Below are 16,926 nucleotides of genomic sequence, written 5' to 3' on the forward strand. Positions count from 1 at the left end.
TGATTGTGGATAAGATGAAGGGGCCCCATAGCTGCTGCGAACCGGGGCTGAAAGAATTTGGGGGCCCGTCCGGAATATGCGCTGTCCGTTTTGCGGAAATATCGACACCCAGGTGAAGGATTCCCGTCCGGCGGAGGATCATGTCGCGATCCGGAGGCGTCGCCTCTGCCCGTCCTGCGGCGGTCGTTTCACCACCTATGAACGCGTCCAGCTGCGCGACCTCGTGGTCATCAAGTCGAATGGCCGGCGCGAGGATTTCGACCGCGAGAAGCTGGAGCGCTCGATCCGGATCTCGATGCAGAAGCGTCCGGTGGAGCAGGAACGCATCGACCAGATGATCTCGGGCATCGTGCGGCGCCTTGAAAGCATGGGCGAAACCGACATCCGCTCCAAGGTGATCGGTGAGATCGTGATGGAAGCCCTGGCCCGGATCGACACGGTTGCCTATGTGCGCTTCGCCTCGGTCTACAAGAATTTCCAGGCTGCCGACGACTTCGACAAGTTCGTCAGCGAGCTGCGACCGAACATCCCGCAAGACAAGTGAGCCGCGACGAGGATCTGCGCTATCTGGCGCTGGCATTGTCGCTGGGGCGGCGCGGGCAGGGCAACACCTGGCCCAATCCGGCGGTGGGCTGCGTGCTGGTGCGCGAGGGTCGGATCGTCGGGCGCGGCTGGACCCAGCCGGGGGGGCGACCCCATGCGGAACCCATGGCGCTGCGCCAGGCGGGGCCGCTGGCCAGGGGGGCCACCGCCTATGTCTCGCTCGAACCCTGTTCGCATTACGGTCAGACGCCGCCCTGTGCCAAGGCGCTGATCGAGGCCGGTGTTGCCCGTGTCGTGGCGCCCTTCGCCGATCTTGACCCCCGGGTCGAGGGGCGCGGCTTTGCCATGCTGCGCGAGGCGGGGATCGAGGTCGCCACCGGGCTGATGACCGGCGAGGCGGCCCGCGACCTGGAAGGATTCTTCCTGAACCGCGCCCAGGGACGGCCGCGCATCACGCTGAAGCTGGCGCTGTCGCTGGACGGCAAGATCGCCACGGCCACCGGTGAAAGCCAGTGGATCACCGGGCCCGAGGCGCGGCGCGAGGTTCATGCGATGCGGATGCGCCACGATGCGGTGATGGTGGGCGCGGGCACGGCGCGGATCGACGATCCGAGCCTGACGGTGCGCGGCCTCGGCGCAAAGCGCCAACCGGTGCGCGTGGTGGTCTCGCGCCGGATCGACCTGCCGCTGCTGGGCACGCTGGCGCGCAGTGCGCGCGAGGTGCCGGTCTGGATCTGCCATGGCCGCGATGCCGACGGCAAGCTGGTCAGCGCCTGGAAGGAACTGGGGGCGACGCTGATCCCCTGTGCGCTCCAGGGACGACAGCTGGATATTCTTTCGGTAATGCAGGGGCTTGGCAGCCACGGGCTGACGCGGGTCTTTTGCGAGGGGGGCGGCGCGCTGGCCGCGACCCTGCTGGGCGCGGATCTGGTGGACGAGCTGATCGTGATGAGCGCGGGCGTGCTGCTGGGGGCCGAAGGGCGCCCGGGCCTGGGCGCCATGGGCATCGACAAGCTGTCCGAGGCGCCGCGCCTGACCCTTGCGGAAGAGCGCCGCATCGGCCCGGACATGATGACCCGCTGGACCCGTCCGACGGCCTGAGCCGCCTCAGGGCAGCACGTTGCTGGCGGTGTTGAAATCGCTGAGCGATCCCAGCATGGCGGACACCGCCTTGTCCCACTGGGTGAAGGGCGCCTCGGTGACATAGAGCAGATCGCCGTCGCGGATCAGGAAATCCCCGGCCAGGAACAGCCCGTTGGGCTTGGTCAGGTCCAGCACGTAGACCATGCGCTGCGCGCCGCTCAGGTCGGTGCGGCCCAGCACCGGGCCGGCGATCTCGGGCGCCTCGTTGCGCAGCACGAAGACCCCGGTCGGATCGGCGGCATTGCTGCGCAGCCCGCCCGCCAGGGCAATCGCCTCAACCCCCGAAAGGGTGGGTCGTTCCAGCGGCACGATCTTCTGGGCGCCGGCGGCGCCGAGCACGGTGAAGGAGCGCACGGTTTCCTGCACCAGGATACGGTCGCCATTGCGCAGCGCGATGTCGTCGCGGGGATTGTCGAAAATATCCTCGAACCGGGCGGTGGAGCGTTGCCGCCCCCGGATCACCGTGATTTCCGCCGCTTCGGGGTCGATCGACAGGCCGCCGGCAGCGGCCAGCATCCCCGACAGGCGCGTGGTCGGCCGTTCGATCAGGTGCACGCCCTGACCGGCGATCTTGCCCACCAGCGTCACCGTGGCGCCGTTTCCGGCGGTGCGCTGCAGCTCGACCTGGGGGTCGGGCGTCTGCTGCGCCAGCTTGTCCGAGATGATCTGGCGGATCGACTCGGGCGTGTTGCCGGCGGCCTTGATGCGCCCGGCATAGGGCACGAAGATGAAGCCGCCGTCATCGACCTGGATGCCGCCCAGCTGGGTGGCCCGCGCGCCGCCTGTGGCAAAGAGCCCGTCATCAACGTTCTCCCAGATCGTCAGCGCCAGCGTGTCGCCGGGCCGGATCGCGTCCGAGCTGAGGGCGCCGGCGCCGCGGAAGGCCGCCGAGAAGCCCAGTTTCGGCAGTACCGCCGTGGTCCGGGTGACCCGGTCGTCGACCGAGACGACGAAGGCGTCGCCCTGGCGCTGGACCGAACCCTCGTAGATGTCGGACTTGTTTGGGCCGGTGCGGGGCAGGGACTGGCAACCGGCCAGGGCCAGCACGGCCAGCAGGCACAGGCCCTGGGCGGCGGTACGGCGGGGTCTTGCGAAGGAAGTGCGGTTCACTGTCGATCTCCCGGTCCTTGGCGGACCTGTTCCGGATGTCCCGGCGTTCAGCCTATGGGGTAAAGACGTAAGGAAACGTTTCCGGCCCCCCGCATCAGGGGACCGCGTGAAGTTTCTGGCGCGGAGCGGCGGTGCCGCTGCGCAGGGCGTCGTAGGGGTCGTCCTCTGCCAGCATCATGTCGACGACCTGCCGCAGCAGCTGGCGCCGCCCGCGTGCGGAATAGAAGCCCCCGGCGACCTGGCTGGTTTCCAGCAGAAAGCGCCGGTAATCCCTGTAGGCGCGCCCGTCGGGCCGCGCGGCTCCGGCGAAGAAGGCCGGCAGCGGCTGGGCCGAGACGAACTCGGGCTTGTCATAGACCGCAGTGCCGAAGGTCTTCAGCGGAATGCCGCGATAAAGCACCTGCTGGGCGGCGGTGGAATTCACGGTCACCGCGCTGCGGCAATCATCCAGCAACGCCCCCAGCTTGCCGCCGCGCACGTAATGGACCCGGCCCCGAAGCCCGTGCAGCCGGGTCAGGCGCGCGATCTCGCGGCGCAGGGGCACGCGGCCGTCCTCAAGCGGATGCGCCTTCAGCACCAGATGGTGATGCCCCGGCGCGCCCTCGGCAAAGCCCTGCATCACCCGGTCGATGAACTCGGGCAGGGTGGCGAAGGGCGAATGGGCGCGGAACGAGGCATCATGCTCCAGTTGCAGAAGCGCGACATGGTAGGGAAAACCGCCGCGCCGGATCCGGGCCGAGGCGCGGCGGCGCTCCAGCGCGCTCAGCGGCATCCGCAGCAGGCGGCGCAGGTAAAGGCGGAATTCGGCGCCCGCGGGGATCGCGCGGTGCGGGCGGAACGCCCGGTAGCGATGATTCGCGGCGATCAGCAGGGCGTGGTAGAGCGCGCCGTAGAAGACGTGCTGGCGCAGGTCCCCCCAGCGGGCCGGTGGGAGGGGGGCGTCGAGATCACTCAGCGCCAGCATCTTGCGCATTTCCGGCAGCCCCAGCTCCATCAGCCGGGAATGGCCGTTGCTGCCGCCGCGTTCGTAGGTGACCCAGTAGGGCCGCAGGTATCCCTCTTCGAAGACATGGATGCGCAGCCCGGCGCGGCGGGCCCGGGCGATGGCGCGGGCATGGATCGGGCGGGTGTCGCCATAGAGCACCAGATCGGTGGCGTGGTGGGCGGCGGCCAGCCCGGCAAAGGTCTGTTCCCAGTCCTGGGCCGGGCCGCGGTAGGGGATGTAGCTGTTGCGGTCGGGCCAGAAGGCACTGTCTCCGGCGTTGAAGCCGACGCGCCAGACCTGCGCCCCGGTCCGCTGCAACATGCGTCCGAGCTGGTGGAAGAACGGGCCATGCGGCCCCTGAAGGAACAGGAACACCCTGTGGGCGGAGCATTGTGCGATCATCCCCCGAATATCGCGGATCCCTCTCAACAACCTATTGGGGAATCCTGAGGGATTTTAGTCGCTTTCGTCAAAGCTTTTGTGCGGTCGGCATGGCGAAAGGGCCAGTGGCCAGGACGCTTGCGGTGCCCGGTCCGGGGCGCTACCCGTTGGGGATCATTATCCGGAGGACCAGGATGTTCACTGGCATCATCACCGACATCGGCACCGTCACCGCGCTTGAGACGCGGGGCGTGCTGCGGGCGCAGATCGCCTGCGGCTACGACACTGCCGGGATCGCCCTGGGCACCTCGATCGCCTGCGCCGGCGTGCGCCTGACGGTGACCGGGCTGAGCGCGGCGGGCTTTGCCGTCGAGGTCAGCGCCGAGACGCTGAAGCGCAGCACGCTGGGGGCCTGGACGGTCGGCTGCCGGGTCAACCTGGAGCGCGCGCTGCGGGTCGGAGACGAGCTGGGCGGGCATATCGTGTCGGGCCATGTCGATGGCATGGCCGAGGTGCTGGCGCTGACCCCCGAGGGCGAGAGCACGCGGATCCGCCTGCGCGCCCCGCAGGGGCTGGCGCGCTTCATCGCCTCCAAGGGGTCGGTCGCGCTGGATGGTGTCTCGGTGACGGTGGCGGCGGTCGAGGGCGATCAATTCGACGTCAACTTCATTCCCCGCACCAAGGCCGTGACCACCTGGGGCCAGGTGCATCCGGGCGACCGGGTGAACCTGGAGGTCGACACCATGGCGCGCTACCTGGCCCGCCTGCAGGACATGGCCGGATGAGCAACGCCAGCCTGCCCGGAATCGGCCACAACCAGGGGCCCAGCATGGACCCGGGGCTGCGCTGGCGCATCCACAGCTGGACGCGGGCGAAGGCGCAGCATCCGGAGGCCCGGCTGCCGGTGGCGGTGGTGCGGATGCGCATCGCGCGGGCGAAGGAACTGGGCCTCAGCTATGCCGATTACGCCGCGCTGCGCCGCAGCGCAGGGCGCGACGTGGCGGGCTACCTGCTGTCCTCGAACGCGCTTGGGGTGCTGAAGCCGGGGCAGGCGGCGTCCAATGCGGTGCGCGAGCGGCTGGAAGGGCTGCGCCATGTGCGCCGGATCGGCCTGGCTCATGCGCCGCTCAGCCCCGAGGCCCTGCTGGAGCAGGTCGGCGCCCTGGACGAGGTCTGGCCGGCCCCGCCGCTGCTGGCGACGTTCGCCCGCCAGCGGGCTGTTCTGGCCCGCGCGCAGGGGCGGCTGCCGGCGGCGGGGCTGATCGCGGTGACCGCGCTGGCGCTGGAAAGCGACTGGCTGGCGGCGGGACGGCTGGGGGGCATCCTGCCGGCGGCAGCGCTGTTTGGCTGAACGCCCGACAGACAGGCGCACAGCCACTTTGCATTCCTGAGGGGGCGCTATCGCTGGCAAATGGGGGCCGAGTGTACTATGCCCCGGTCATCAAGTCCGAAAGTGATGGCCCCATGCCCGAAGCAGCCCCTGAATCCGCCTACGAAGCCCCCGGCCCGGTCGAGCAGAACTGGTCCGATGCGATTTCCTCGGTCGAGGAGATCCTCGAAGAGGCCCGCAATGGCCGGATGTTCATCCTCGTCGATCATGAGGACCGCGAGAACGAGGGCGATCTGGTGATCCCCGCCCAGATGGCGACCCCCGAGGCGATCAACTTCATGGCGACCCATGGTCGTGGCCTGATCTGCCTGTCGCTGACCGGCGAGCGCGTCGACCAGCTGGGCCTGCCGCTGATGGCCTCGCACAACTCCTCGCGTCACGAGACCAACTTCACCGTGTCGATCGAAGCCCGAGAGGGTGTCTCGACCGGGATTTCCGCCCATGACCGCGCCCGCACCATCGCCGTGGCCATCGACGGCGGCAAGGGTGCCGCCGACATCGCCACCCCCGGCCACGTCTTCCCGCTGCGCGCCCGCGACGGCGGCGTGCTGGTGCGCGCCGGCCATACCGAGGCCGCCGTGGACGTCTCGCGCCTTGCGGGGCTTCAGCCCGCCGGCGTGATCTGCGAGATCATGAACGAAGACGGCACCATGTCCCGCCTGCCGGAACTGGTGGCCTTCGCGCAGCTGCACAACCTCAAGATCGGCACGATTTCCGACCTGATCGGCTACCGTCGCCGCCACGACAACCTGGTGCGCGAGCGCGAGGTGAAGACCATCAATTCCGATTTCGGCGGCGAATGGACGCTGAAGGTCTACACGGACGAGACCCAGGGCGCCGAGCATATCGCGCTGATCAAGGGCGACATCGAGACCGACGAGCCGGTGCTGGTGCGGATGCATGCGCTGGATCCGCTGCGCGACGTGGTGGGCTACAAGCCCGGCCGCGCCGACGAGTTCCGCAATGCCATGCTGCAGGTCGCCGAAGAGGGGCGCGGCGTCGTCGTGCTGCTGCGCGACCTGACCATGAAGATCACCGATGCCGAGGAAGTCTCTCCGCAGACCCTGCGTCAGTACGGTCTGGGCGCGCAGATCCTGAACTCTCTCGGGCTGCACAAGCTTGAGCTGCTGACCAATTCGCCCCGGCCGCATATCATCGGCCTCGACGCCTACGGGCTGGAAATCACCGGCACCCGCCGCATCAAGGAGTGATCCCGCATGGCCGCCTCTGAACTGCACCACATCATGCCGCGCGGCACGCTCGAGAAGCCTGCCAAGGTCCTGATCGTCTATTCGCCTTATTACAAGGACATCTCGGACGAGCAGCTTGCCGGCGCCAAGGCCGAGATCGAGGCCTGGGGCGGCGCCTGGGAGGCCGTCGAGGTCCCCGGCGCGCTGGAGATCCCCACCGCCATCGCCATGGCGGGCCGGATGGCCAATTTCGACGCCTATGTCGCACTTGGCTGCGTGATCCGCGGGGAAACCACCCATTACGACACCGTCTGCAACGACAGCTCGCGCGGGATCACCCTGCTGGGTCTTCAGGGCCTGCTGATCGGCAATGGCATCCTCACGGTCGAGAACCGCGAGCAGGCGCTGGTGCGGGCCCGGGTCGCGGATCAGAACAAGGGGGGCGGTGCCGCAGCTGCGGCCTTGCATCTTCTCGCGCTTTCGCGCAAATGGGGCGCTCCGAAAAGCGGTGTGGGATTCCGTCCCGCAACCGACGAATATCAGCTGGCCGGCGGAACCACCTCCGCCTGAGCCCGGCCCGACCGATAGGCCCCGAGAATGAGCGACGAGATCCAGAACCCGCAGCCTGCCGCCCCGATGTCGGGGAACCAGAAGCGCAAGATGCGCTCGGCCTCGCGTCTCTACGCGGTCCAGGCGCTCTACCAGATGGAGATCAGCGGCCAGACCGTTGATCGCGTGATCGTCGAATTCGAGGATCACCGGTTTGGCGCTTCCTACGAGGAGGCCGACTATCTCGAAGGGGATGTCGACCTCTTCCGCAAGACCATGCGCGATGCGATCAACTGGCAGGCCAAGATCGACCAGATGACCGACCGTGGTCTGGTTGCGAAATGGCCGATCGCACGCATCGACCCGACGCTGCGGGCACTGTTCCGCGCCGCCGGGGCCGAGATGCTGGAAGGCGAGGCGCCGCCGAAGGTGGTGATCGTGGAATATGTCGACGTGGCCAAGGCCTTCTTCCCGGAAGGCAAGGAGCCGAAGTTCGTCAACGCCGTGCTTGACCACATGGCGCGCGAAGCCCGTCCCGAGGCCTTCTGAGCCCATGGTGACGGCCCCGACCAGCTGGCGCCCCGCCGTTGCGGCGGATCTGCCGGTGGTCGGGGGCTTCCTCTCTGATCCGGAATTCTTCGACCGTGTGGCGGCGATCCCGCCCGCGTTGCTGGACCAGGCCATGGCTGAAGGCCATGCCGGTCCGTTCCGGCTGCTCTGCTGCGGCCCCATCGGCACCCCCGAGGCCTTCGCCTGGCTGTCGGGCTGCGACACCCCCGGACCCAAAATCGAGGAATTCGGCGTGCTGGAGCGCGGCCGGGGCGTCGGATCGCGGGTCCTGCCGCAGCTTCTGGCGCATCTGGAGGGGCAGGGTGCCTTCGCTTTCGTCTGGTTGAAGGTGGTGGTGGCGAACATCCCCGCGATCCGGCTGTACCGTGCCTCGGGCTTTGCCCGGGAATGGCGCGTCCCTGCCGGATGGATCGACCGAAACGGGTACGAGACGGACATCCTGCGGATGGAGCACGACTTTACCTGAACGCCCCCGCACCGGAGCGCCCCGCGTCAGCCTGTCCGGCAGACAGCGCGATCTCCCTATGGTATAGTTCTTGGCATCGCCTTTCCGTCCGGAGGTTGCCATGCCCAGACTTGTCCGCCTGTACATCCTGCAATGCCTGATCGGTTTCGCCATCTCGGCGCTGTTCACCGCCGGGCTGATCGTCTTCGACGTGATGGGGCTGAAACACCTGATCCTGGGGTCGCGCGACGGCTGGCTGGGCGCCTTCCTGATCTTCTTCTCGAACGGCATCGTCTTTGCCGGCGTGCAGTTCGCGATCACCATCATGGGCATGGCCGAAGGGGAGGGCCCGCGCGGCGGGCGGCGCTTCCCCCTGCGCATCCTGCGCGCCCAACCCGTTCGGGTCGCGGCATCGGGGGCAGAAAAGCGGCGGGCCCGCACGCAGCCGTTTGAGTGACGCATTCCCGAGGACCTGTATATACAGGTGGGCGCCAGGTAACCGAACCACGGCCCGGACAGAGCCAGCTCCCTCGGATTTGCTTAAGGCCACCGGAATGCACTCGTTCACGAGAAGGGCAGCACCCGCCTGAGGCCAGAGGTAGTGGTTCCGCCCGGCTCCGGCAAGGGCTGACGAGGGGTTGGGCGGCAAGATTTTCCGCCCACTTTTCGGGGATCGCATCCCGCGGCGCCGCGCTGATCCGGCAAGATATCTGATTGTTCATCGAAAGAGGTCTGCGGGACTTGCCTTTTTCCCGGCCCTCGGCCATCGTCCGGCTGTCCTGCCGCCTCTGGCGCGGGGCGATGCAATCCGGGTGCGCGCCGTGAAAAAGGCCGGACCCGACCGTGCCGGAGCCCATGCTGCGCCTGGGCCGGGGCGGATCCGGGCCCCGCGCGGGCCTCTCGTCAGCAACGCCGGGGGCCGGGGGCACCCGCAGGCCGTCTTCCGTCCGCCGCCGGTCGGGGATGGGAGAAAGGACAGCGCATGAGCAAGGCGTCGGCCCCGCAGCGGGTTTCGGCTGTCGTCGAGGACGGGCTGCCGCTTCCGCGCCGCACCCTGGCCTTCGCGGCCGTGGTCACGACCATTGCCATGGCGGTACTCGACGGGGCGATCGTCAACCAGGCGCTGCCGGTCATCGCCCAGGAACAGGCGGTCAGCGCGGCCACGGTGATCTGGGCGGTCACCGCCTACCAGCTGGTCGTGGTGATCAGCCTGCTGCCCTTCGCCGCGCTTGGCGAACGCATCGGCTTTGCCCGTGTCTATCTGTTCGGCATCGTGCTTTTCGTGGTGACGTCGGCGCTTTGCGCATTGTCGGGCGGGATCACCGAGCTGATCCTGGCGCGCGCGTTCCAGGGGCTGGCAGGCGGCGCCCTGATGAGCATCAACGGCGCGCTGATGCGCCAGATCATGCCGCGCAACCGTCTGGGGCGCGGTCTGAGCGGTGTCTCCATGGCCATCGGCATCGCGGCGGCGGCGGGCCCGTCGCTGGGCGCGGGCATCATGGCGGTGGCCAGCTGGCACTGGCTGTTCCTGATCAACATCCCCATCGGGCTGCTGGCCCTGGCGCTTGGCTGGGCGACGCTGCCGCGCCTGCCGGGTACGGGGGCGCGCTTTGACACCGCCGGCGCGGCGCTGAACGCGGTGACGCTGGGCCTTTTCATCACTGCGCTTGGCACCTTCGGCCATCCCGGCAGCGGTGCCCTGGCCCTGGGAGAATTGCTGGTCGCGCTGGTGGCCGGCGTGTTCTTCCTGCGCCACATGCTGGGGCAGGCGCATCCGATGCTGCCGCTTGATCTGTTCGCGGGGCGGCAGTTCAGCCGCTCGATGGTCTGTTCCTTCTGCGCCTTCTTTGCACAGTTCCTGATGCTGGTTACGCTGCCCTTCTACCTGCATGACGTGCTGGGCCATTCCGAGATCCGCACCGGCCTGCTGATGACGCCCTGGCCGGTGGCCACCGCGATCATGGCGCCGCTGGTCGGGCGCCTGGCCGACCGCCACAGCGCCGATCTGCTGGGCGCCATCGGCATGGCGATGTTCGGCGCCGGTTTCCTCTGGGTCGGCGTGCTGGTGCAGGCGCCGTCCGACGGCGTGGTCCTGTCGGCCATGGCACTGAGCGGGGCGGGCTTTGCCCTGTTCCAGTCGCCGAACAACCGGCTGATCCTGTCTTCGGCGCCGCCGCACCGCGCCGGCGGGGCCAGCGGGATGCAATCCACCATGCGGCTGATCGGCCAGTCGGTGGGCGCGGCCGGGGCGTCGGTTCTGATCAGCCTGTCGGGCGGCGTCAACCTGGAGGCGGCCGGCGCCCTTGCCGGGGGCATGGCCCTGCTTTCGGGCGCGGTCTCGCTCAGCCGGAAGTCGGGGCGCCCGTCGCATCAGGCGGCCTGAGGGCGGTGAGGCCGGGGCGGGGCTTGCGCGCCGTTCGCGCAATGTTCATGATGAACCCATGCCGATCACGTCCCTGTCCCCCGATCCCGCCACGCCGCAGCCCGGCCAGCTTCTGGCCCGGGGCGTCTGCCGTCTGCTGGCCAGCCATGATTTCGCCTGCCTTGAGGAATTCGTGCCCGAGCGCGGCAAGCGGCTGGACGTCATGGCGCTTGGCCCGAAGGGGGAGCTCTGGATCGTGGAGTGCAAATCGTCCCGGGCGGATTTCACCTCGGACCTGAAATGGCAGGGCTATCTGGAGTGGGGGGACCGCTTTTTCTGGGCCGTGGACCGGGATTTCCCGGTCGAGCTTCTGCCCGAGGACACCGGTCTGATCATCGCCGACAGCTGGGGCGGAGAGATCCTGCGGATGCCGGCCGAGCAGAAGCTGGCCGGCGCCCGTCGCAAGTCGGTCACGCTGAAATTCGCCCGCGATGCGGCGCGGCGGCTTCAGGGATATCGTGATCCGCGGGTCTGAAGCGCCTCAGCGCTTCTTCTTGCCCTTGCCGCCACCCGCCTTCGCGGCCTGGGCCGCAGTCTGGGCGGCCGCCATGATTTCCTCGGCGATCTCGATCGCCTCGTCGGGTTCGAAATCCATCGGGATTTCCAGGCCGTTGGCCTCGATGAAGAGGCGCACCATGCCGGCATCGGTCGGGCCGATCTGCAGGTTTGCCTCGATGTCGCGTTCGGTATCGATGCCCATGGGAGCCTCCGCAATGTGATCCCGCTGGTTAGCGTGAGGCCGTCGTCTTGGCAAGTCTGGGCCACCGGCGGAACCGCCGCCGGGGCTGCCGCAGGGTCGGGCAGGGGTGACCATACGTCGTGATTTTTTCTGCAACTTTCCTCTTGCGCGCCCCCCCCGCCATCGGTAAATCCCCCCTCAAGGCCGCCTTAGCTCAGTTGGTTAGAGCGCTGGATTGTGGATCCAGAGGTCCCCCGTTCAAGCCGGGGAGGCGGTACCATACCTCTCAATACCTTAGCCGCTCCGACGTTGTGACAAGATCGCAAGTTGTGATGCGGTTGTGTTATTTGGTCCGCGCCGCATTGCGCAGCTGGACCACGCGGGCGATGTTCGCCTCCCTGTTCCTGACATAGCGATCGGTTGTTGCGACGTTCTGATGTCCTGCCGCGTCGCGAAGGATCATCGGGTCGAGGCCCAGGGCGCCGGCCTCGCTGAGGCCTCCGGCGCGGGTATCCATCATCTTCACGCTCTCCGAAATTCCGGCCGCGCGCCGGCAGCGGATGAAGGCCTGGGTCCAGCCATCGCGGGTGTAGGGCATGCCGATGCGTTCGCCGACGATGACCGGGCCCTTGCGCCCGGCACTGCCGAGGATATGCAGCCGCGCCCGCAGTTCCGGCGCATGGGTCAGATCGAACCAAAGCGGTTCGGGCATCGACCGGCTGGTCTTCGAAATCGTCTTGCGAAAGCCCGTCAGCCCGTCATCGAACATTTCCCAGGTCAGTCCGTCCTGCCAGCGCTCGAATTTCCGGGGCATGTGGCGCTGGTGACGATTGCGCGCCAGCTCGCGCACGATGCCCTCGTCCTCGGGGGCGCATTCCAGCCACTGGCCGCGCACATCGACGGCGCGCAGGCAGAAGACCCACTGGAACAGCAGCCCGGTCGCGAAGGCAAAGAGGCCGTTTGCATCCGCCTGGTCCACGATGGCGCGCACCTGGGTGCGGGTCGGGGCGGTGGTCTTCTTCGGGGCGGATGGGATGCGCATCTCGCCCAGGATGCGGGAAATTTTCTGGGCGGGGGCGTGCTCGATCAGCACGCCGTAATTGGCGACGATGCGCAGGTGTGTGAATATCTTCTTGATGTAGCTGGGGCTGCGGCCCTTCGCGATCATGCCGTCGCGCATCTCGCAGAGCAGCGGGTAGGTCGTCGCGGCCACCAGCACATCGCCGAGCGCGCCTGCCAGCTTGTCCATGTAGATCACGTAACCCTCGCGGGTGTTGGCCTTGACCGCATGGATCGGGCTGTGCCGGTCGGTCTTGTAATGATGGATCAGCCAGCCCCAGGTGCCGACCAGGTACTTTTCGTCCTCGGGCTGGAAATGGGCCAGCATCTGCTTCGTCAGCTCGCGGCATTCGCGGGCGCGGATCAGCTCCTGGCCGTCGCCCTCCTGGCCGGTCAGGCGCACCGAGGTCTTGGCATAGCCCATCTGGCGGTATTTCAGGCTGGGCTTCCAGTACCAGAAGTTGCGCGAGCGCACGGCCCCGGGCGCATAGGCCGGATCAGAGCCGTCCCAGAGGGCTTTCTTATAGTTCATCGGGGTCACTTTCGTCTTCGGGCATCCGGCGTATCAAAGGGCGTCGAGGTTGATGCTGGGGCGTTCCAGGCCCAGCGAGGTCGGATCCGCGTCCAGGATGCGTCGGCGCCGCGCCAGCCATGCCTGCACATCGGCCTTGATGTACAGCTTCAGCACCGGGTCGGGGCGCGGGAAGCCTTCGGCCTCCAGGTTGCGGCGGCGGCCCCGAAAACGGTCACAGCTCATGCCCATGAACTGCGCCACCCAGCGGGTACTGCCGCAGGCGGCATCGTTCGATAGCGTGTGATCGATCATTCGGGGATCTCCCGGCGCATGCGGCGCAGCATGATCCGCATTTCGCCGGCCAGGGCGGTGCAGACGCGGCGCAGGTGGGGGTTGTCGGTCTCGTCGGCGATGCGCTGCGCCTCGTCCTTGGCGCGTCTCAGGCGGGTGATTTCATCAAACATGTCAGGTCTTTCCGGTGGTGGCTGTCACTGTCGGGAAGGGATGCGGGCTGCTCCGATCAAATCGGGGCGGCCCGTTTGCGTTGGGCAGGGGGAAGCCGCCGCCAGCCGCGTCTGCGGTGGCCTGTGCAAGGGCGGCACGGGGTGGGGGTGTCAGGCGGGACGCTGAGCGGCGAGGGCGCTCTGGGCGCGGTCGCTCCAGCGGACGGCGGCGGTGGCTTGGGTGCGGCCAAAGGCGCGGACGCCGTGCAGCTCGATCTGGAAACCGCCCATGGGCGTGGGGGCGAAGATGCCGCCGGTTTCCATCACGGCATTGGCGAGAGTTTCTTCGCGCTCCAGGGCGTTGCGGCCTTCGAGGTTACGCAGGCAGAGCGCCAGCAGGTCGTGGATCCGGGTCATGGCAGGGGCTCGATCTGGTAGTCGACCAGGCCCCGGGTGCGGGCTTCCTCCCGGGCGGCGGTGGTGTTCTTGCAGATCCACCAGCGGCCCGTCTTGCAGCAGGTCAGCAGCATTTCGGCGCCCCGCTCAGGCCGCGGCGGGCCATGATCTCGCGCACCCGCAGGAGGGCCCGCTGGGCGTGGGGCTGGATCTGTTCGGCGACGGTCGGCGGGGTGGAAGGCGCGGTGCGCAGGTAGGCCGGCGCGAGGCGCGAGAGGCATTCCGGGCTGATCGCCTCGCCGCGCGCAGCCTTGGCGCGGGACCAGGCGGCGCGGGCGATCTCGGGGTGCGACAGGGCGATCTCCGGCGAGCGAAGCAGCGCGTGGCAGTCGGTGGTTTCGGGCAGGGGCATGAGGCTTCTCCTGTTGTGATGACGGTAGATGAATGGAAGAAACTTCCACAGTCAACACAAAAATGGAAAAAACGTCCATTGTAATTTCGACACGTACTGGTGCAGATGGGCCTTGAGTTCTTAATTTGTTCTTGAGAGACCACATGCAGAGGGCATATGACTTGGAAGAGAGGGTTCTCTTCCTCTCTGCGCGCATCGCCGGGGTATCAATTGATGAGGCTTACCGTTTCAGGTTTGTACGGCTTGCCATGAGGGCCTCGGCCATCTTGTGCGGCAGGTCTGTAAGGCGTCCGCGATAAAGGAAGTCCATGGAAGCTCCCCACCGCTCAGAGATCGCATAAGCCATTTCCGCCTTGAGAGGTTTCGTACCTTTTTCGATCTTGGAATAGCTGGATCGGTCGATGCCGACCGTATCTGCGAACTCTCCCTGGTTTAGTCTCAGGTACTCGCGCAGTTGCACGAGGCGCTTTCCGACTTCTTGCGGGTCGAAGGTGTTCATGTGGTCACTCGTGCTCAAAAAGGGAAGTGACTGCATCATCGGGTTCATGGGAAAATCTTCCATTGAAGAAATTTCCACGCTTGACCTATGGAAGAAACGTCCATACCGGATGGGGTATGGAAGATTTGTCCACGTTTCGAGATGTCATATGCCTTTGGCCGACCCGGTCCGATTTCGCCTCTGACCTCGGGGTGAATCTGATGCGTGTTCACAAGTGGGCCGCTCCTTCCGGCAAGATACGGGCCGAATTCTTCTGGCCCATGCTTCAGGCGGCACGCCGGCGCGGTATTGCGCTCGGGGCTGATGATCTCTGCCGGATTGCTGCCAATGCACATCCTGACCGCCTGAAAGAGGCCAGAGATCATGCCGAGCGGTGACGAAAGCGCCAGGGCTCTGGTCTGCGTTTCGCGGAAGTTTCTCCCATCCTTTGCAAAAATCATCGGTCGATCCGGTCCGAACCTGAAGAAAAAGAGCTTTCTGATGCCTCACGACCTGTTTTCCCACATGTTCAAGAGCCTGGTGCAGCAGGTCGGCGGGGTGGATGCCGCGCAGGCGGCGATCTCGGCGGCGGTTGGCCACCAGGTCAGCATCGGCACCGTGTCGAAGATCGCCAACGGCCATGCCGAGGTGCCGCTGTCCTGGGCCTATGCGCTGGAGGACGCCAGCGGCAACCGCTGTTTCCATGCCCACCGCGCGCGCTCGGTCGCCCATGACGAGGCCGAGGCCAGCGTCGGCAGCCACCTCGACCATCTGCGCGAGGCGACCGAGATGGTCGAGGCGATGGCCCATGCCGAGAGCGGCCCGACCCGCGAGACGCTGATCCGCGCCCGCAAGGAAACTGCCGATGTGGTCGACCGGGCGGGCAGGGCGCTGGCGGCCTATGATGCCATGCTGGAGGACGCGAAGTTATTGGTCATCTCAGGGCGTTCAGGGGGCAGCGTCTGATGTGGAAACCCAAGGTCTTGGCGATACCCCGGGGGCTGCGTCAGCACGCGTCAACGTCGCAGGAAGTTCGCGGTCGTGGCGACCGGCGCGGGCTTCGCAAACAGGAACGTTTCCCTGCAGGGCTTACAGCGTTTCTGATTTTCGCCACCCTGAAGTACCGAGCGCAGGCCGCGTTCGTAGCAGGTCGGACATATGAAGTGCGGGGGCTGGTCTGGCTGCTCCGCCTCGGGACTGCGATAGACGATCCAGCCCGCTTCGGTCTGGTGCATCACGTAAGAGCGAAGCTCCTCCTGCGCCTTCTGACGACGCTCAATCTCTTGGTTCAGGCCCATCAGTTGCGCCTGAAGAAGGTCGTTCTGGAGTTGCGTGTTTTTTACCTCGCCCTCAAGGCGCAGGACGGCGGTTTCGATCTGCGTATCGCGATCCGCCTCCGGCGTCTTCAGCGCGCCCTTGAGCGACTGGAACAGGTTCACCAGGCTCGTCGCGCTCTGGCCGGCGAGCCCGGCCGTTCGGATGACGTTCTCGATCTGATCGAACGGAATTTGCACGATATCGTCCTTTGCGCTGATCTGTGGCGGCAACTTAGCCGTAGCGGAACAGGCCGCATGCGCAAGCGGAAGGGCACGCGCGATGGCTTCTGAGCTGGTGCCGCAAAGCCCGCCGGACTGGGCGGGGCTCTATGACCGCGCCCTGGGCTCGGGTCTGCTGATTACGGGGCCGTTTTCGGCCCTCACGCCGCATCTGCGGGGCCGCGTGGCCTATGTGGCGACGCCGGGCCAGCCGGGCCGCGCCACGTCTCGCCAGCTGCGCGGCGCGACCCGCTGGAGCGGCCTGTGCACCGCCTGCGGGATTGCCGCGCTCTCGCCCCAGGTGCTGGCCGCGGCGCTGCTGGCGGGGCCCGAGACCGGGCTTGCCACAGCTGAGCGCGTGCCCGGCTTCTGGTCGGCCTGGTCGTTCCGGCTGCTGCTGGCTTCGGGGGCGGTGCTGGTGCCGCCGGTGCGCGGCTGGCGGCAGGCGCCGGAGGTCTGGGGCGCGGCCTCCTGGGCGATCCGCCACAACGTGACCCTGGCCGTGGTCGCGCCCGGTCCCGAGGGGCGCCCATGGGTCTGAGCCATGTCACCCCCCGCGCGCGCGAGCCGGGACAGCCCCGCGCCACGGCGCTTTGCGACACCTGTGGTCGTGTCGAAACCTTTGCCTGCCCCAGCCGGGGACAGGCCGAAATTTCCCAGAAGATCAATCGCATCGGGTGGG

At 67.3% G+C, this 16,926-nt stretch carries 24 protein-coding genes and 1 tRNA gene; 14 read left to right on the forward strand and 11 right to left on the reverse strand.

The genetic code is table 11. From position 1 onward, the window contains the following. Positions 1 to 76 precede the first annotated feature (76 nt). Together nrdR and ribD are read left to right on the forward strand one after the other, a co-directional pair. Positions 77 to 544, forward strand: coding sequence for a transcriptional regulator NrdR (gene nrdR / locus KM176_RS06255; protein ID WP_160890778.1), 468 nt, complete (start codon positions 77 to 79; stop codon positions 542 to 544). Next, positions 541 to 1,644, forward strand: a complete 1,104-nt coding sequence (gene ribD / locus KM176_RS06260) for a bifunctional diaminohydroxyphosphoribosylaminopyrimidine deaminase/5-amino-6-(5-phosphoribosylamino)uracil reductase RibD (protein WP_311136116.1) — start codon at positions 541 to 543, stop codon at positions 1,642 to 1,644. The genes nrdR and ribD overlap by 4 nt, the downstream gene beginning before the upstream one ends. A 6-nt stretch (positions 1,645 to 1,650) precedes the next feature. Here ribD and KM176_RS06265 read toward each other — a convergent pair whose 3' ends face one another. Continuing rightward, on the reverse strand, positions 1,651 to 2,796 hold the full coding sequence (locus tag KM176_RS06265) for a polysaccharide biosynthesis/export family protein (RefSeq protein ID WP_311136115.1): 1,146 nt from the start codon (positions 2,794 to 2,796) through the stop codon (positions 1,651 to 1,653). A 94-nt stretch (positions 2,797 to 2,890) separates the two neighbouring features. After that, on the reverse strand, positions 2,891 to 4,183 hold the full coding sequence (locus KM176_RS06270; protein WP_160890777.1) for a capsule biosynthesis protein: 1,293 nt from the start codon (positions 4,181 to 4,183) through the stop codon (positions 2,891 to 2,893). A 173-nt stretch (positions 4,184 to 4,356) separates the two neighbouring features. Here KM176_RS06270 and KM176_RS06275 point away from each other — a divergent pair, with 173 nt between their 5' ends. The 9 genes from KM176_RS06275 to KM176_RS06315 all read left to right on the forward strand — a co-directional run bounded on the left by KM176_RS06275 (position 4,357) and on the right by KM176_RS06315 (position 11,203). Beyond that, complete coding sequence (locus KM176_RS06275) at positions 4,357 to 4,947, forward strand: riboflavin synthase (protein WP_160890776.1); 591 nt, start codon at positions 4,357 to 4,359, stop codon at positions 4,945 to 4,947. After that, on the forward strand, positions 4,944 to 5,513 hold the full coding sequence (locus KM176_RS06280; RefSeq protein WP_160890775.1) for a hypothetical protein: 570 nt from the start codon (positions 4,944 to 4,946) through the stop codon (positions 5,511 to 5,513). Before KM176_RS06275 ends, KM176_RS06280 begins: the two co-directional genes overlap by 4 nt. 113 nt (positions 5,514 to 5,626) lie before the next feature. Continuing rightward, positions 5,627 to 6,763, forward strand: coding sequence for a 3,4-dihydroxy-2-butanone-4-phosphate synthase (gene ribB / locus KM176_RS06285; RefSeq protein ID WP_160890774.1), 1,137 nt, complete (start codon positions 5,627 to 5,629; stop codon positions 6,761 to 6,763). Positions 6,764 to 6,769: 6 nt separating this feature from the next. After that, positions 6,770 to 7,312 carry a 6,7-dimethyl-8-ribityllumazine synthase gene (locus KM176_RS06290; RefSeq protein WP_160890773.1) on the forward strand — a complete coding sequence of 181 codons (543 nt, stop codon included), beginning with the start codon at positions 6,770 to 6,772 and terminating at the stop codon, positions 7,310 to 7,312. A gap of 27 nt (positions 7,313 to 7,339) precedes the next feature. After that, positions 7,340 to 7,840, forward strand: a complete 501-nt coding sequence (gene nusB / locus KM176_RS06295; RefSeq protein ID WP_160890772.1) for a transcription antitermination factor NusB — start codon at positions 7,340 to 7,342, stop codon at positions 7,838 to 7,840. Positions 7,841 to 7,847: 7 nt separating this feature from the next. Then, positions 7,848 to 8,327 (forward strand): GNAT family N-acetyltransferase, encoded by a 480-nt coding sequence (locus KM176_RS06300; RefSeq protein ID WP_160890771.1) that lies wholly within the window; start codon positions 7,848 to 7,850, stop codon positions 8,325 to 8,327. Between the two features lie 100 nt (positions 8,328 to 8,427). Continuing rightward, positions 8,428 to 8,763, forward strand: a complete 336-nt coding sequence (locus KM176_RS06305) for a hypothetical protein (protein WP_160890770.1) — start codon at positions 8,428 to 8,430, stop codon at positions 8,761 to 8,763. A gap of 525 nt (positions 8,764 to 9,288) precedes the next feature. Further along, positions 9,289 to 10,689, forward strand: coding sequence for an MFS transporter (locus KM176_RS06310; RefSeq protein ID WP_160890769.1), 1,401 nt, complete (start codon positions 9,289 to 9,291; stop codon positions 10,687 to 10,689). A gap of 58 nt (positions 10,690 to 10,747) precedes the next feature. After that, a complete protein-coding gene (locus KM176_RS06315; protein WP_160890768.1) occupies positions 10,748 to 11,203 on the forward strand; it encodes an MmcB family DNA repair protein in 456 nt (151 codons plus the stop codon). A gap of 6 nt (positions 11,204 to 11,209) precedes the next feature. On the opposite strand, the gene KM176_RS06320 is transcribed toward KM176_RS06315, so the two are convergent. Further along, positions 11,210 to 11,428, reverse strand: coding sequence for a DUF6324 family protein (locus KM176_RS06320; protein ID WP_160890767.1), 219 nt, complete (start codon positions 11,426 to 11,428; stop codon positions 11,210 to 11,212). A 182-nt stretch (positions 11,429 to 11,610) separates the two neighbouring features. Here KM176_RS06320 and KM176_RS06325 point away from each other — a divergent pair. Continuing rightward, positions 11,611 to 11,687: transfer RNA gene (locus KM176_RS06325), tRNA-His, on the forward strand. Positions 11,688 to 11,750: 63 nt separating this feature from the next. Here the strand turns inward: KM176_RS06325 and KM176_RS06330 are convergent. The 7 genes from KM176_RS06330 to KM176_RS06360 all read right to left on the reverse strand — a co-directional run bounded on the left by KM176_RS06330 (position 11,751) and on the right by KM176_RS06360 (position 15,170). After that, complete coding sequence (locus tag KM176_RS06330; RefSeq protein WP_160890766.1) at positions 11,751 to 12,998, reverse strand: site-specific integrase; 1,248 nt, start codon at positions 12,996 to 12,998, stop codon at positions 11,751 to 11,753. 33 nt (positions 12,999 to 13,031) lie between these two features. Further along, positions 13,032 to 13,292, reverse strand: coding sequence for a hypothetical protein (locus tag KM176_RS06335; RefSeq protein WP_160890765.1), 261 nt, complete (start codon positions 13,290 to 13,292; stop codon positions 13,032 to 13,034). After that, positions 13,289 to 13,444, reverse strand: a complete 156-nt coding sequence (locus KM176_RS06340) for a hypothetical protein (protein WP_160890764.1) — start codon at positions 13,442 to 13,444, stop codon at positions 13,289 to 13,291. Before KM176_RS06340 ends, KM176_RS06335 begins: the two co-directional genes overlap by 4 nt. Before the next feature lie 150 nt (positions 13,445 to 13,594). Then, positions 13,595 to 13,840 (reverse strand): hypothetical protein, encoded by a 246-nt coding sequence (locus tag KM176_RS06345; protein ID WP_160890763.1) that lies wholly within the window; start codon positions 13,838 to 13,840, stop codon positions 13,595 to 13,597. A 103-nt stretch (positions 13,841 to 13,943) separates the two neighbouring features. Beyond that, positions 13,944 to 14,231 carry a hypothetical protein gene (locus tag KM176_RS06350; RefSeq protein WP_160890762.1) on the reverse strand — a complete coding sequence of 96 codons (288 nt, stop codon included), beginning with the start codon at positions 14,229 to 14,231 and terminating at the stop codon, positions 13,944 to 13,946. Positions 14,232 to 14,451: 220 nt separating this feature from the next. After that, a complete protein-coding gene (locus KM176_RS06355) occupies positions 14,452 to 14,730 on the reverse strand; it encodes a helix-turn-helix domain-containing protein (protein ID WP_160890761.1) in 279 nt (92 codons plus the stop codon). 44 nt (positions 14,731 to 14,774) lie between these two features. Next, complete coding sequence (locus KM176_RS06360; RefSeq protein ID WP_160890760.1) at positions 14,775 to 15,170, reverse strand: hypothetical protein; 396 nt, start codon at positions 15,168 to 15,170, stop codon at positions 14,775 to 14,777. Positions 15,171 to 15,210: 40 nt separating this feature from the next. Between KM176_RS06360 and KM176_RS06365 the strand changes: the two genes are divergently transcribed. Then, positions 15,211 to 15,675 (forward strand): hypothetical protein, encoded by a 465-nt coding sequence (locus KM176_RS06365; RefSeq protein WP_160890759.1) that lies wholly within the window; start codon positions 15,211 to 15,213, stop codon positions 15,673 to 15,675. 50 nt (positions 15,676 to 15,725) lie between these two features. Here the strand turns inward: KM176_RS06365 and KM176_RS06370 are convergent, their stop codons facing one another. Next, complete coding sequence (locus tag KM176_RS06370) at positions 15,726 to 16,223, reverse strand: hypothetical protein (RefSeq protein WP_160890758.1); 498 nt, start codon at positions 16,221 to 16,223, stop codon at positions 15,726 to 15,728. A gap of 82 nt (positions 16,224 to 16,305) precedes the next feature. Here KM176_RS06370 and KM176_RS06375 point away from each other — a divergent pair, with 82 nt between their 5' ends. After that, entirely contained in the window at positions 16,306 to 16,785 is a 480-nt protein-coding gene (locus KM176_RS06375; protein ID WP_215558765.1) for a hypothetical protein, read from the forward strand. The last annotated feature ends 141 nt before the right edge of the window (positions 16,786 to 16,926 follow it).

It is taken from the genome of Pseudooceanicola endophyticus (assembly GCF_018760365.1).
GTDB classification, from domain to species: domain Bacteria; phylum Pseudomonadota; class Alphaproteobacteria; order Rhodobacterales; family Rhodobacteraceae; genus Pseudooceanicola; species Pseudooceanicola endophyticus.